At 58.4% G+C, this 13238-nt stretch carries 12 protein-coding genes and 1 tRNA gene; 8 read left to right on the top strand and 5 right to left on the bottom strand.

Annotated elements, in window-relative coordinates:
* The first annotated feature begins 43 nt into the window (after positions 1-43).
* On the top strand, positions 44-1018 hold the full coding sequence (gene trxB, locus HK22_RS12025) for a thioredoxin-disulfide reductase (RefSeq protein ID WP_062109653.1): 975 nt from the start codon (positions 44-46) through the stop codon (positions 1016-1018).
* A 118-nt stretch (positions 1019-1136) separates the two neighbouring features.
* Positions 1137-2036, top strand: coding sequence for a LysR family transcriptional regulator (locus tag HK22_RS12020; RefSeq protein WP_086649442.1), 900 nt, complete (start codon positions 1137-1139; stop codon positions 2034-2036).
* Between the two features lie 454 nt (positions 2037-2490).
* Here HK22_RS12020 and HK22_RS12010 read toward each other — a convergent pair whose 3' ends face one another.
* From HK22_RS12010 to HK22_RS12000, 3 genes are read right to left on the bottom strand one after another with little or no spacing between them, the layout of a single operon-like run.
* Entirely contained in the window at positions 2491-2796 is a 306-nt protein-coding gene (locus HK22_RS12010) for an integration host factor subunit beta (protein WP_086649425.1), read from the bottom strand.
* Positions 2797-2836: 40 nt separating this feature from the next.
* Entirely contained in the window at positions 2837-3781 is a 945-nt protein-coding gene (sppA, locus tag HK22_RS12005) for a signal peptide peptidase SppA (protein WP_086649424.1), read from the bottom strand.
* A 43-nt stretch (positions 3782-3824) separates the two neighbouring features.
* Positions 3825-4292: a MucR family transcriptional regulator gene (locus HK22_RS12000; RefSeq protein WP_062109656.1), complete on the bottom strand. Its 468-nt coding sequence runs from the start codon at positions 4290-4292 to the stop codon at positions 3825-3827.
* A 199-nt stretch (positions 4293-4491) separates the two neighbouring features.
* On the opposite strand from HK22_RS12000, the gene HK22_RS11995 reads away from it, so the two are divergent.
* Both HK22_RS11995 and HK22_RS11990 read left to right on the top strand, forming a co-directional pair.
* On the top strand, positions 4492-5757 hold the full coding sequence (locus tag HK22_RS11995) for a UdgX family uracil-DNA binding protein (RefSeq protein WP_086649423.1): 1266 nt from the start codon (positions 4492-4494) through the stop codon (positions 5755-5757).
* A gap of 27 nt (positions 5758-5784) precedes the next feature.
* Positions 5785-8022 (top strand): FUSC family protein, encoded by a 2238-nt coding sequence (locus tag HK22_RS11990; RefSeq protein WP_086649422.1) that lies wholly within the window; start codon positions 5785-5787, stop codon positions 8020-8022.
* A 152-nt stretch (positions 8023-8174) separates the two neighbouring features.
* Here the strand turns inward: HK22_RS11990 and HK22_RS11985 are convergent, their stop codons facing one another.
* The gene (locus HK22_RS11985) at positions 8175-9644 is read right to left on the bottom strand and encodes a catalase (protein ID WP_086649441.1); all 1470 of its coding nucleotides are present in this window, start codon (positions 9642-9644) and stop codon (positions 8175-8177) included.
* Between the two features lie 349 nt (positions 9645-9993).
* Positions 9994-10083 (bottom strand) — tRNA-Ser (locus tag HK22_RS11980).
* Between the two features lie 292 nt (positions 10084-10375).
* Between HK22_RS11980 and rplU the strand changes: the two genes are divergently transcribed.
* The 4 genes from rplU (at position 10376) to proB (ending at position 13233) form a co-directional block, all read left to right on the top strand.
* Positions 10376-10690 (top strand): 50S ribosomal protein L21, encoded by a 315-nt coding sequence (gene rplU / locus HK22_RS11975; protein ID WP_011251736.1) that lies wholly within the window; start codon positions 10376-10378, stop codon positions 10688-10690.
* A gap of 33 nt (positions 10691-10723) precedes the next feature.
* Positions 10724-10990 carry a 50S ribosomal protein L27 gene (gene rpmA, locus HK22_RS11970; RefSeq protein WP_062027139.1) on the top strand — a complete coding sequence of 89 codons (267 nt, stop codon included), beginning with the start codon at positions 10724-10726 and terminating at the stop codon, positions 10988-10990.
* 99 nt (positions 10991-11089) lie between these two features.
* On the top strand, positions 11090-12100 hold the full coding sequence (gene obgE / locus HK22_RS11965) for a GTPase ObgE (RefSeq protein ID WP_077803011.1): 1011 nt from the start codon (positions 11090-11092) through the stop codon (positions 12098-12100).
* Positions 12097-13233: a glutamate 5-kinase gene (gene proB / locus HK22_RS11960; RefSeq protein WP_086649421.1), complete on the top strand. Its 1137-nt coding sequence runs from the start codon at positions 12097-12099 to the stop codon at positions 13231-13233. Before obgE ends, proB begins: the two co-directional genes overlap by 4 nt.
* Positions 13234-13238 lie beyond the last annotated feature (5 nt).

The following is a 13238-nucleotide window of genomic DNA, read 5'->3' as shown; positions in this document are numbered from 1 at the left end:
AAGTCCCTATATGAAGGGGCCTGATATCATTTGAGGACCAATCATGCCCGAAATCCATCATACGGATCTGCTGGTTGTGGGCGCTGGCCCTGCTGGCTACACGGCGGCAATCTACGCGGCCCGCGCAAGTCTTAAGCCGATTCTCGTGACCGGAATGCAGCCCGGTGGCCAGCTGACCATCACGACGGATGTGGAAAACTATCCTGGCTTTGCGACTCCTGTGCAGGGGCCCTGGCTGATGGAACAGATGCGCGCTCAGGCCGAACATGTCGGAACGCGCCTGATCTATGACCTGATCGTTCAGGCTGACCTGAAAAAAGGTCCGGGGCCGGACGGATACTTCCGGCTGACCGGAGATTCGGGAGACGAATTCCGGGCCCGCACTGTCGTGATCGCGACGGGCGCGCAGGCCAGGTGGCTCGGTCTCGAATCGGAAAAGCGCCTTCAGCGCGGCGGTGTCTCTGCCTGCGCGACCTGTGATGGCTTCTTCTATCGCGGCAAGACGGTGGCTGTGATCGGTGGCGGCAACACGGCCGTCGAGGAGGCGCTGTATCTGACGCATCACGCGGACAAAGTGCATCTGATCCATCGCCGGGACAGCCTGCGCGCCGAGCGCATCCTCCAGGAACGCCTGTTTTCCAACCCGAAAATCGAAGTTCACTGGAATCAGGCCGTCGAAGAGGTTCTGGGCTCAGGCGAACCGGAAGTGGTCTGCGGGATTGCACTGAAGGACACCCAGACGGGCGCGCTTTCGCGACTGGATGTCGATGGAGTTTTTGTCGCCATCGGTCACACGCCGAACACGGGTCCTTTCCTGCATGAAGTCGCCTGTGACAGCGACGGATATATCCTGACCGAAAGCAGCGGAACCGAAACATCCGTCAAAGGCGTGTTTGCGGCAGGAGACATTCAGGATCGCATTTTCCGACAGGCTGTCACCGCGGCCGGAACGGGCTGCATGGCCGCTCTGGAAGCCGAACGATATCTTTCTGGCATACCTGCCATGACAAAAACTTGACCCTCGCGCGTGCTTCAGACAGTTTCGTCCATTCAACGACATATCTTGACGGATAACGCCGGGACATATGGGTAAAAAGGACGAGGACCGTCGCCTTGGCGAACGGGGAGAAAACCAGATGGACTGGGACAAGCTGCGGATTTTTCATGCCGTCGCTGAAGCCGGTTCCTTTACCCATGCCGGTGACCGGCTGGGACTGAGCCAGTCGGCGGTTTCCCGTCAGATTTCTGCGCTTGAAGACGTCCTGCGCGTGCCGTTGTTCCATCGGCACGCGCGCGGACTGATTCTGACGGAACAGGGTGATGTCCTGAACCGTACGGTCCGCGAAGTCTTCTCCAAACTGGCTCTGACCCAGGCTTTCCTGAGCGAGAGCAAGGAACGGGCAGCTGGAAAGATCAAGATTACCACGACAACGGGCTTTGGCCTGTCATGGCTTTCTCCACGTCTGAACCGCTTTCTGGAACTGCATCCCGACATCGAGGTCACACTTCTGCTCGAAGATGCGGATCTGGATCTGGGCATGCGTGAAGCGGATGTCGCCATCAGACTGCACCCGCCCACACAGCCCGATCTGGTGCAGCGTCATCTCGCCAACTTTCCCATGCCGATCTATGCCAGCGCCGCCTATCTTGAGCGCCACGGCACCCCGCAGACGCTCGAAGATCTCGCCAACCACCAGATCATCAGCTTTGCGGGCTGGCATCTGCCTTTACCGAATGTGAACTGGCTGCTTGATCTTCTGCGCCAGGAAGGCGTTGCGCGGCAGGGCAGCCGTCGTCTGGCGATCAACAACATCTCGGCCGTCGCGAATGCCATTGCGGCCGGAACCGGCATCGGCTCCCTGCCCCTTTATGCCGCGACAGGCTATCCCGACCTTGTCAGGATCCTGCCGAACCAGCAGGTTCCCCTGGTTGAGGCATATTTCGTCTATCCGGAAGAACTGCGGACTTCAAAGCGGATCGCAGTATTCCGCGATTTCCTTCTTGCCGAAATCAGCAATCTCAAAGGCCAGGAATAAGGGGAAGAAATCAGGAGGCTTTTGTGCCTCCTATCCTCTGCGACCATGGGTCGGGGTACAGGCATGAGGCCGATTGCTGGATCGGAAAACTGCTTCCCCAATTGGCGCAAATCCGCCGCCCCGCCCAAGGCGACGTGCGTTGTTGGGCATCTGTTCGAGTACAATAACGCCTGAGGCCATTCGGTAACAGACAGCCGCCTGCGATGCACGGGTCTTTTCCCTATGGTGGGACAGGGATTTCCCGACAGGCTTCACCAAGCCATGAGCCCATGCCGCCGAGGGGGCCAGAAACGAAACCCCAAGAGACAAACCCACAACCCAGACAGATACCACCAGAAAATGCGGAAAAGGCTTCATGACCTCATCATACCGCAGAAACCGTCTGCCAAACCAGCCTTGAGCGGTTCCAGCCATCACCTTGCAAGGCACCTGATGCTGCCTGGACACAATGGGATTAGTTTCTGGATTTAGGTGCGGACAGGCGCTGGTTGACACGCTCCCGGAGTTCCTTGCCAACCTTGAAGAACGGAACACTCTTTTCCTCAACAGGCACGATATCGCCTGTCCGGGGATTCCGCCCTGTCCGGGCGGCCCGTTCACGGGGAAGAAATGCCCCAAATCCGCGCAGCTCCACACGATCTCCGCGAGCCAGTGAGGAGCCGATTTCGTCAAAGACCGCGTGAACGATGCGTTCTATATCGCGGGTGAGAAGGTGCGGATAAGCTTCCGCCAGTTCGGCGATAAGTTCGGATCGAGTCATGACAGTTGTTCCACCTGACTCCGCCTTCTGAAACAGGTCATCAGAGTTGCAAAATCGCAACGGCTCCGTCAAGGCCCTCGCGGTCAATAGCACTGGAGAAACTTCCCCCGAGCAACCCTGTCAGCAGCGCCTTTTTCCCCGGCCACTGATACCAGCGCTTCGAGCGTTCAGGAATCAGCGGCACCACAGGGTAGGAGGACGTCCCGATATTCAGCCGCTTTCTGAGCCACAGCCGGGCCGCATCTTCATCTCCAAGCTCGTCGACAAGTCCCAGAGAGATGGCCTGCTGTCCCGTATAGGCACGTCCGTCCGCCATACTGCGGACTTTTTCTTCCGTCAGATGACGACCATCCGCAACCATCGAAACGAACTGGGCGAACAGATCATTAACGATGCCCTGAAGCATCTGACGCCCTTCGGGAGTCAGGGCGCTGGTCGGATCTGTCTGGTCTTTCATGGCGCCGGATGTAATCGCATCCACGCCAATGCCCAGACGCCCCAGACCAGCCGAGACATCAGGACGCTGGAAAATAACACCGATCGACCCGGTCAGTGTTGAAGGCAAGGCAACAATATGCTGCGCCGGCACGGAGAGCATATAAGCCGCAGATGCCCCCATATCTCCCATCGAAACAGATACCGGCTTGACTGCGGCAAAGCGCTTGACCGCGTCATGAAGCCTTTCACCGCCTGTTACGCCTCCACCCGGACTGTCCACAACCAGAAGCAGTCCGGTCACATCGGGTGCGCCCTGAGCCTGTTTCAGGGCACGGACGATCTGCGTCACATCGTTCTGGACGACACCGTTGATGGCAAGACGGACGATATGCGGTTTGTGGCTGAAATTCGGGCCGACAGAACCACGATGACCCATCATGGAAATGACGACCGCGCCGAAAAAGGCAATGAGCGCTCCGATCCGCCAGAACAGTAATTGACGATGCTTCACCTGATTGGTCAGGAAAAGATTCAGTTCAGCACTCATGACGGGAATTCTGCTCCTGCTTTCCGGACGCGGTCAAAAAAGATCAGTCTTCTTTCTTGGCACGGCGTCCACGAGCGGCCTCTTTCTTGCCCTCGCCGGTTGCCGCACTGATCTTCCGTCCCAGACCGATTTCACGCGCCAGGGCAGAACGGCGCTGTGCGTAGTTCGGAGCCACCAGAGGATAGTCCGCGGGCAGACCCCAGCGTTCGCGATACTGTTCCGGCGTCATATCATAGGCGCTCTGAAGATGGCGCTTGAGCATCTTCAGCTTTTTGCCGTCTTCGAGGCAGATGATGTAGTCGGGGAAAACAGAGCGTTTGACGGGCACTGCCGGCTGCGGGCGCTCGGGCTGCGGCGCTTCTTCAGGAACTCCAGCCTTTGACAATGCGTCATACACCTGCCGGATCAGGGTTGGCAGCGCTTCCGCTTCGAGCGATCCGCGGGATGCCTGGGCAGCAACGATTCTGGCCGTAAGTTCCAGAAGACCTGTATTGGAAGTATTTTCAGACATAATATCTCATCCTATCCGTTCGAATGATTTTTCAGTCCCTTAACGCCTGCAAAGGGTCAGGTAAATGCGGCATGGAAATATTTGACGTATTCCTGTTCCTAACCTTGATTATCACCATATCAAAATAACCCGCAAACAAAAATAGCCGTATGCGCCTACAAAAGTCTCCTGTGTTGAGCCTTACAACTGGAACGACGACATGACCCGAGAAACTGTCACGCTTTCAACAACAAGTGATTTTTCCGGCTGGCGTGCATGGGCGCGCAAACTGCTCCATGACAGGGTTCCGGCCGATTCAATACAATGGATCATAAAAGCCCCACCGTCCCTCTATGCCCCCTCTGCCATGCGGGACCTTCCTGCGGCCCCCTCGACGACCAGCCTCCCGCGCGCGCTTGCTGCGCTGTTTCCGGCTGTCTTCGTATCTGAAGCCCCTGACAGGCTGCATCTTCTGTATCTCACACTCGAGACTTTACGTGACGGCATGCCATTACCTGATGAACTGACTCAGCGCCTGCAAGGGCTCGCACGGGAAAGTCGGGAAAAAGCGCTCGACCTACGCTGTCAGATGCCCGATGCCCGCAATCCGGAATGTCAGGTTATTCGCACGTCTCATACGGCGGCCCTGATCGACAGTCAGGCAGAGGCATTGTCAAATCTGCGTCCCGCACCCTGGATCGTGATATCGCCTGAGCGGACGCTGTACTGGGACGGTCGACATCCTCACTTCGGACCGGGTTTTACAGGCGATGATCTGCCCTCATCCGGGCTTGTCGAGTCTGCACGCAGTCTCGCCACCGCTGGCAGCAGCAATGCCTGGTGGAACGGAATTGCGCCGGTGCGCCTGCATCCTGCCCCCGAAGATATTGCGTCTTCTCCTTCACTTGCCAGCCTCCGCGCCGGGGCGATCGACTGCCGGATGTGTGAACTGTGCGGGCCAGCGACCCGGACCGTTTCCGGAGAAGGCAACCCCAAGGCCCGCATCATCTTCGTTGGCGAACAGCCTGGAGATCAGGAAGACCTTCAGGGACGCCCCTTCGTCGGACCAGCAGGACAACTGTTCGATCGTGCCCTGCGCGATGCTGGCGGGCATCGTGCAGACGCGTGGATCCCCAATGCCGTCAAGCATTTCAAATTCACTCTCAAAGGGAGCCGCCGCATTCATCAGAAACCGGATGTCTCCGACGTAGCCGCCTGCGCGCCGTGGCTCGCCGCAGAACGACGGGTTCTGGCTCCCGGAGTTACGGTCATGCTGGGCGTTACAGCCGCCAGTGCTGTTCTTGGACGTCCGGTGACAGTGTCGCGCGAACGCTCAAGACATATTCCTCTGGAGGACGGAAGTATCGGTCTGGTAACCGTCCATCCGTCTTATCTGCTCCGCCTGCCAGATGAGGAGTCGAAGACACGCGAATATACAAAATTCGTAACCGATCTCAGAATGGCAATTTCAGCCCTCGCCGGATAATGCCGTTAGGGCTAAGAAACCCTCGCAATGAGTGGCAGCACCATCTCCTCGGGACAACCGACTCCGGATAATACGACCACACGGCCCGCACCTCTGCGGCCGCGGGCGCGTCCTTTTCTCTCGTGGCTGTATGCGCCCAGCCCTTCATCCGTCACGTTTGCACTGCGCAACACCATTGCAGCCTGTCTGGCGATCGGAATTGCGTTCTGGATGGAACTGGACGACCCGGCCTGGGCCGCCATGACCGTCTGGGCCGTCGCGCAAACCAGCCGCGGCGAAAGTCAGTCCAAGGCCAAATGGCGTATCGTCGGTACTATCAGTGGCGGTGTTGCGGCCATCACCATCATGGCCATTGCCCCACAGGCGCCATGGCTGTTCTTTCCCATGATCGCGCTCTGGATCGGCCTGTGCAGCGGGTTTGCGACATTCGTTAGCAACTTCCGTTCCTATGCCCTTGTTCTTGCAGGATATACCTGTTCCATCATCTGCATGGGCGCGGCCTCCAATCCCGACAACATCTTCATGGTCGCGATGTCGCGCGGCACATACATCGTGCTCGGCGTGTTGTGTGAAGCCTTCATGGGGCTCATTTTTGCCACGAGTCAGGAACGACATGCCCGCGCACAGCTCAGACAGAAACTTGAATCGGCACTTGTTCTCGTCACGACCACTCTGTGCAGCCTTCTGGGCGAAGAACGCGGCGCACTGAACGCAGCCCGCCGTCAGTTCGGCACGATCCTCACCATCAATGACCAGATCGAATTTGCCGAAGTTGAAATGGGGCCACACGGTCATGAAGGCGACCATGCGCGCGCTGCCCTCGCCGCTGTCTCAGCCCTTTTGTCACGCGGCTTCGGCATGGCCATGCGCCTTCAGGTGCTCAACCATAATCACCCGGCATTTACCAGAACCGCAGACGAGATCCTCGCTTTTCTGAAGCAGTTTCCAAAGCGCCTGCCCGACCAGAATTCCGTCCCTGCCCTCCTGGCGGATTTACAGCATTTTCGCGATGTCTGCCGCCTGTACGCTGCACCGCATCGCGAAACCGATATTCGCCCCGATCTTGAACCCATCCCCGGGCATGAACCCTTTGACGCGGCCGATGCCAGCCCGGAGATGCTGGATGACCGGCTGGACGAGCGCGTTCTTTTCGTCTCGCTCGGAGAGCTTCTGGGCGATCTGGAACAGGCCATCAAGGAATACGAGGCCAGCACGCATCGCATCAAAGGCGATCACTTCCATTTCCAGCTCGAAACCCATCGCGACACCCGTGAAGCCGTGCATAACGGCCTGCGTGGTGCCTGCGCGGTGCTGATTACAGCCTATATTTATGAAGTAACGGCCTGGCCAAACGGCCTTGGCTTCATTGCCATCACGACGCTGGTCTGCGGGCTTTTCGCCACGAAGGAAAATCCCGTCCTTGGCACCACGGAATTCCTAAAAGGCGCCGTGGCAGCCTATATTGTCGCGTGGTTTCTGGTCTTCGTTCTGATGCCTAAGGTCACGACCTTCGAGACCCTGACGCTCTTTCTGGGCCCCGCAATGTTTCTGGGCGGACTGGCCAAAGGAAATCCGGCCACAGCCGGCGGCTCGGCGGCGTATGGGCTTCTGCTCCCTGCCATGCTCGGTCTGGAAAACCATCATGTCATGAATGAGCTGGCCTTTTATAATGGCAATATGGCGACCGTTCTTGCTGTCGCCGTCAGTGTAATCGTTTTCCGGAGCGTCCTGCCGTTCAGCAGCGACGCCGAACGTCTCCGCCTTCGTCGGGTCATGCTGGGAGAGTTGCAGCATCTGGCCCACCCGGGCTTTACGCCACGCATCAGCGTCTGGATCGGACGCAATACGGACCGCTTTGCCCGCCTGATCCGTCATGCAGGCCCGACCCCTGCCCCGTTGATCGAGGCCTGTATTCTCGGGACGCTGGCAACACTCACCCTTGGGCTGAATGTCATCAGGCTCCGCGCATTGCTGGATCGGGAATACCTGCCTGAAAGCGCAAGACGCCCCATTCTGCTGGTTCTGCACTACGTTGAAGAATCCACCCGTCGTCACGACAAAGCCGCCCGCATCGCAGAGGCTGCGGTCCGGCGGCTACGCGTTCTCGATGCCCGGGAAACCGATCTGGTGACCCGCCTCGAGCTCACGCGAGCCATCACCTATCTGGTTGTGATCGCCTATACCATGCGGACAAATGAAGACTTTCTCGATGCAAGCAAACCCTTCCGGGGCGAAAAAAACAGCCGACTGCTCAATTCAGGGTAAAGCTGAACTTTTTCCAACGAGCACCAAAGTCGCAAATTATTCTTGAAGATTTTTACACCCTGAAGTCGTCAGGGCAGATGTCCGTAAAACGGACATCTGCACGATTGTTTCTCAAGTCGCATGTGTGACGCAGGAACAAGCATCAATCAGATTTAATGCGCGGATCGTTTGGAAAGTACCTCTTTTTTCACCCGGGCCCCAATAGTCGCGTCAACGTTCGACCAGTATTCGAATACCCGCGACAGGACGGGCTCCTCGACACCCTGCAACACATGCCCGACAATATTGTTCACCAGTCGGTCGCGCGCGGCATCGTCCATGACCCGGTTGACCAAGACATTGGCCTGACTGAAATCGTTATCGTCCTGACGCAAGGTATAGGCCGCCCGCACGAAGTCACCATCCGCTGCCCAGACCGCGTTTTCCGGAAAGCGCTGCGGGTTGGCCACCGGACCGCCCTTGGAATTGGGAACGTAGACAGGATCATGCGCATCACGCATCCGCATGACGCCTCCTTTCGTGTAGCCATGAACCGGACATTTCGGGGCGTTGACCGGAATTTGCTTGTAATTCACTCCCAGCCGCGCCCGATGGGCGTCAGCATAGGCGAATGAACGTCCCAGCAGCATCTTGTCAGGAGACAGTCCTGTCCCCGGTACAAAATTGTTCGGCTCGAACGCGAGCTGCTCGATCTGGGAATGAAAATCCGTCGGGTTGCGGTCGAGTGTCAGCCTGCCGACTTCGATCAGCGGATATTCGCCCTGAGGCCAGACCTTGGTCAGATCGAACGGGTTGATGTGATAGGTCTTGGCATCTTCATACGGCATGATCTGCATCTTGAGCGTCCAGCTCGGATGCTCGCCGCGCTTGATCGCCATATGGAGATCGCGCCGATGATAATCGGCGTCCGATCCTGCAAGCTGGCCCGCCTGCTCCTGCGTCAGGCACTTGATACCCTGATCGGTCTTGAAGTGATACTTCACCCAGAAGCGCTCTCCGGTCGCATTCACCCACAGATAGGTATGGCTGGAGAACCCGTCCATGTGACGCCAGCTTGCCGGGATACCGCGGTCGCCCATCAGCCACGTTACCTGATGTGCGCTCTCGGGGCTCAGCGTCCAGAAATCCCACTGCATGTCATTGTCGCGCAGACCATTATCCACCCGACGCTTCTGGGAATGGATAAAATGCTGGAACTTCAGTGGGTCACGCACGAAGAAGACCGGCGTGTTATTGCCGACCATGTCAAAATTGCCTTCCTCCGTGTAGAATTTCAGCGCAAAGCCACGCGGATCGCGCCATGTGTCCGGGCTTCCGGCTTCACCGGCAACCGTGGAGAACCGCGCCACAGCTTCGGTTACTGCACCGGGCTGAAGGAATTTCGCCGAAGTATAGCGACTGACGTCATGTGTGACTTCGAACCGGCCGAACGCCCCGCTTCCCTTGGCATGGGGCTGACGGTCGGGGATCATCTCGCGATTGAAAGCTGCCATCTGTTCGATCAAATAATGATCATGCAACAGGATTGGTCCATCCGCGCCGACCGTTAGGGAATGCTCGTCACTGGAGACAGGAATGCCGGAGTCCGTTGTATGAAATGGTTTCGCCTGCTCATTCGTCATAACATTTTCCTTCAAACGGTCTTTCTGGATATAGATCCGCGTTTTTTCAGGCAGCACCCGCTGGGTGATACCGACTAGACATCCAGACTACGCGCAGCGGGGTGAAGAGGTTCCAGGCCAAAGTCGATCACATGGGCAACCCTGGCCATTTCTGGCAGGTCGTTTTTGGAACGCGATATTCATTTATTTAGTGGCGCGGCAGTATTTTAGGCGTAGCAACAGGAGACCCCGCCGTCAGTTGCGGCGCTGCCTAACGACGTAGAAGACTGCCCTCGGATGAGACGCAATGTGGAGACCAGAACATCCGGCACCGTTAAAGCGATATTTTACTATCTGTTCTTTAGATTTCTGGCGGAGAGGGTGGGATTCGAACCCACGGTACCCGCGAAGGCACAACGGTTTTCGAGACCGCCCCGATCGACCACTCTGGCACCTCTCCGTACGGCTCTGCTGTTGGGCTGAACCTGATCGACGGAGGGGCTTATGACGGGCTTTATCCAATATTGCAAGAGGGTAGAAACGCCTTCCTTCAAGAAATATGGTTGCAGGGCGGTTTTTTAGTCGTTTCTGATTGACTGAAAGCCCTCACATCTGTATCGACCGCGGCTGTTCCATACGGCCGCATTATATGTGGTCGCCTTGGAGCCAACGACAAAAAGCGACTGGGTCGCACGAGACCGGGACCACCCGGCAGAAGCGGCCACGAGATCGGAACAGAGAGAGTTTCCAGAATGTACGCAGTCATCCGCACCGGCGGTAAGCAGTATCGCGTTGCTCCCGAGAGCATCCTCAAGGTCGAGAAGCTCGAAGCTGAAGCCGGCAGCACCATCACCTTCACCGACGTTCTGATGGTTGGCGGCGAAGGCACGCTTACCGTTGGCGCCCCGCTGGTTGCTGGCGCAACCGTGACGGCAACCGTCGTCGCTCAGGATCGTCTGCCGAAGGTGATCATCTTCAAGAAGCGTCGCCGTCAGAACAGCCGCCGCAAGAATGGCCACCGTCAGCCGGTGACCGTCCTGCGCATCAACGCGATCAACGCGGCCTGATTGGCCAGACACTTTAGGTAAGGACAAACAGTCATGGCACAAAAAAAGGCAGGCGGCTCGAGCCGTAACGGACGCGACAGTGCAGGTCGTCGTCTGGGTGTGAAGAAGTTCGGCGGCGAAAGCGTCATCGCAGGCAACATCATCGTCCGTCAGCGCGGCACGAAGATGAAAGCTGGAGCCAATGTCGGTATCGGTCGCGACCACACGCTGTTCGCGCTCGTAGACGGCCACGTTCAGTTCCAGCGCCGCGCAGAAGGCCGCGTCCACGTTTCCGTGGCACTGCCGGAAGCTGCTGAATAAGCAGCCCGCTGTTCCAGCGCGAGCAGAAAGGGCCGGTCCTGTTCGGGACCGGCCTTTTTGCGTATAAAGCGCCCCTCACCTTTTCTTTCGGACAATACAATGAAGTTTCTCGACCAGGCCAAGATCTATGTGCGTTCCGGGGACGGCGGGGACGGCGTGATCGCATTCCGGCGCGAGAAATACATTGAATATGGCGGTCCGGACGGCGGTGATGGCGGTCGTGGCGGTGATATCCTTTTCCGCGCGGTTCCCGGCCTGAACACACTGATCGACTTCCGCTACACGCAGCATTTCAAGGCCCGCAAGGGCGGTAATGGCGCAGGCTCCAACCGGACCGGTGCTGCCGCCGCAAATGTCACCATCAATGTCCCTGTCGGCACGCAGATCTTCGACGAGGACCGCGAAACCCTGCTGGCCGATCTCGACGCCGAGGGCAAGGAAGTCCTTTTGTGCCGTGGCGGTGATGGCGGCCTTGGTAACACCCATTTCAAGAGCAGCACCAACCGTGCGCCACGCCGGGCCGACAAAGGCTGGCCGGGCGAAGAGCGCTGGGTGTGGCTGCGCCTCAAGCTGATTGCCGATATTGGTCTTGTGGGCCTTCCAAACGCGGGCAAATCCACGCTTCTTTCCGTCGCATCCCGTGCGCGTCCGAAAATTGCAGATTACCCGTTCACGACCCTGCACCCACAGCTTGGCGTGGTCCGGCTGAACAATACCGAAGAATTCGTGATCGCCGACATTCCCGGTCTCATCGAAGGCGCCAGCGAAGGCGCGGGTCTTGGGGACCGTTTCCTTGGCCATGTAGAGCGCTGCGCAACACTCCTGCATCTGATCGACGGGACGGAAAGTCAGGTCGTCAAGCACTGGCGCCTGATCCGCAGGGAACTCGAGGCCTACGACCCGGAGCTTGCAGCCAAACCCGAGATCATCGTTCTGAACAAGTGCGATTCCCTGACGCCCACACAGCGCTCTGCTAAAAAGCGGGCCCTCGCCAAGGCGTCCGGGGCCGAAGTGCTGATGCTGTCCGGTGCGACGCAGGAAGGCCTGCCGGAACTGCTCCGGATGCTTCAGGATCGCGTGACGGCTGCCAAAAAGGACCGGCAGGGATGAATGCGGCGGCTTGTGCTCCTCATCTGGCGCAGGCCCGCCGGATCGTCATCAAGATCGGAAGCGCACTTCTGGTCGATTCCGCCAACGCCGCGCTGCGGCAGCAATGGTTGCAGAGCGTCTGCGCCGATATCGCCGATCTACGTGCACACGGCGCAGAGGTGATTGTCGTCTCATCGGGAGCGATCTCCCTTGCACGGCATCGTCTTGGCCTCACATCCCGCAGGCTGCGTCTGGACGAAAAACAGGCCATGGCCAGTGTCGGGCAAATCGGGCTGGCGCAGGGCTGGAGTGCGGCGCTGGCGGACTACGATCTGGTCGCGGCACAGCTTCTCCTGACGCCGGATGATACGGAAAACCGTGAGCGTCATCTGAACGCCCGCGCCACGCTTCAGACACTGCTCGATCTGGGCTGTGTGCCGGTCATCAACGAAAACGATGCTATCGCCACCAGCGAAATCCGGTTCGGTGACAACGACCGTCTGGGCGCCCGCGTCGCCCAGATGACGGGTGCGGACTGCCTGGTGCTGCTGTCGGATATTGACGGGCTCTATACGGCCGACCCCCGACAGGACCCGTCCGCACGACATATTCCCGTTGTCGAACAGATGACTGACGACATCATGGCCATGGGAGGCGAGCCACCACCTGGCTATTCGTCAGGCGGCATGCGTACGAAGCTTTTGGCCGCAAGGATTGCGACGCGCGCAGGTGCGAACATGGTCATCGCGGCCGGGCAGGAACATCACCCGCTGCGCAGACTGCAAAATGGCGCTCCCTGCACCTGGTTTCTGGCCCAGACCGATGTGGGTTCAGCCCGCAAGCGCTGGATTGGTGGCGGTCTCCAGCCCAGAGGATCCCTCACGATCGACGCGGGAGCCTGTCGCGCCCTTCAGGAAGGCGCCTCACTCCTTCCCGCAGGCGTAACGGGACTTGAAGGGACGTTCGGACGCGGCGATCTCGTCGCTATTCGCGATAGTAAAGGCATCATTATCGGACGCGGTCTGATCGGTTACGACTCGGACGAGAGCCTGAAGCTGATTGGACATCGTTCGGCAGAGATGGAGCAGCTTCTGGGATATCGTGGACGGGATGCCCTCATTCATCGGGATGACCTGGCTCTCGATCATCCCTGACACTC

This window comes from Gluconobacter sp. DsW_056, from assembly GCF_002153595.1.
Lineage (GTDB): Bacteria > Pseudomonadota > Alphaproteobacteria > Acetobacterales > Acetobacteraceae > Gluconobacter > Gluconobacter albidus.
The sequence above is the reverse complement of the archived record's forward strand: the minus strand, read 5'-3'. Positions and strand labels throughout refer to the sequence as shown.

Bases quoted from the DNA above. Each gene is read 5' to 3' on its own strand.
- proB (WP_086649421.1), top strand. From the start codon at position 12,097: ATGAATGCGGCGGCTTGTGCTCCTCATCTGGCGCAGGCCCGCCGGATC.
- HK22_RS12010 (WP_086649425.1), bottom strand. From the start codon at position 2,796: ATGACTCGATCCGAACTTATCGCCGAACTGGCGGAAGCTTATCCGCAC.
- obgE (WP_077803011.1), top strand. From the start codon at position 11,090: ATGAAGTTTCTCGACCAGGCCAAGATCTATGTGCGTTCCGGGGACGGC.
- rplU (WP_011251736.1), top strand. From the start codon at position 10,376: ATGTACGCAGTCATCCGCACCGGCGGTAAGCAGTATCGCGTTGCTCCC.
- HK22_RS12020 (WP_086649442.1), top strand. From the start codon at position 1,137: ATGGACTGGGACAAGCTGCGGATTTTTCATGCCGTCGCTGAAGCCGGT.
- rpmA (WP_062027139.1), top strand. From the start codon at position 10,724: ATGGCACAAAAAAAGGCAGGCGGCTCGAGCCGTAACGGACGCGACAGT.
- HK22_RS12000 (WP_062109656.1), bottom strand. From the start codon at position 4,292: ATGTCTGAAAATACTTCCAATACAGGTCTTCTGGAACTTACGGCCAGA.
- HK22_RS11985 (WP_086649441.1), bottom strand. From the start codon at position 9,644: ATGACGAATGAGCAGGCGAAACCATTTCATACAACGGACTCCGGCATT.
- HK22_RS11995 (WP_086649423.1), top strand. From the start codon at position 4,492: ATGACCCGAGAAACTGTCACGCTTTCAACAACAAGTGATTTTTCCGGC.
- sppA (WP_086649424.1), bottom strand. From the start codon at position 3,781: ATGAGTGCTGAACTGAATCTTTTCCTGACCAATCAGGTGAAGCATCGT.
- HK22_RS11990 (WP_086649422.1), top strand. From the start codon at position 5,785: ATGAGTGGCAGCACCATCTCCTCGGGACAACCGACTCCGGATAATACG.
- trxB (WP_062109653.1), top strand. From the start codon at position 44: ATGCCCGAAATCCATCATACGGATCTGCTGGTTGTGGGCGCTGGCCCT.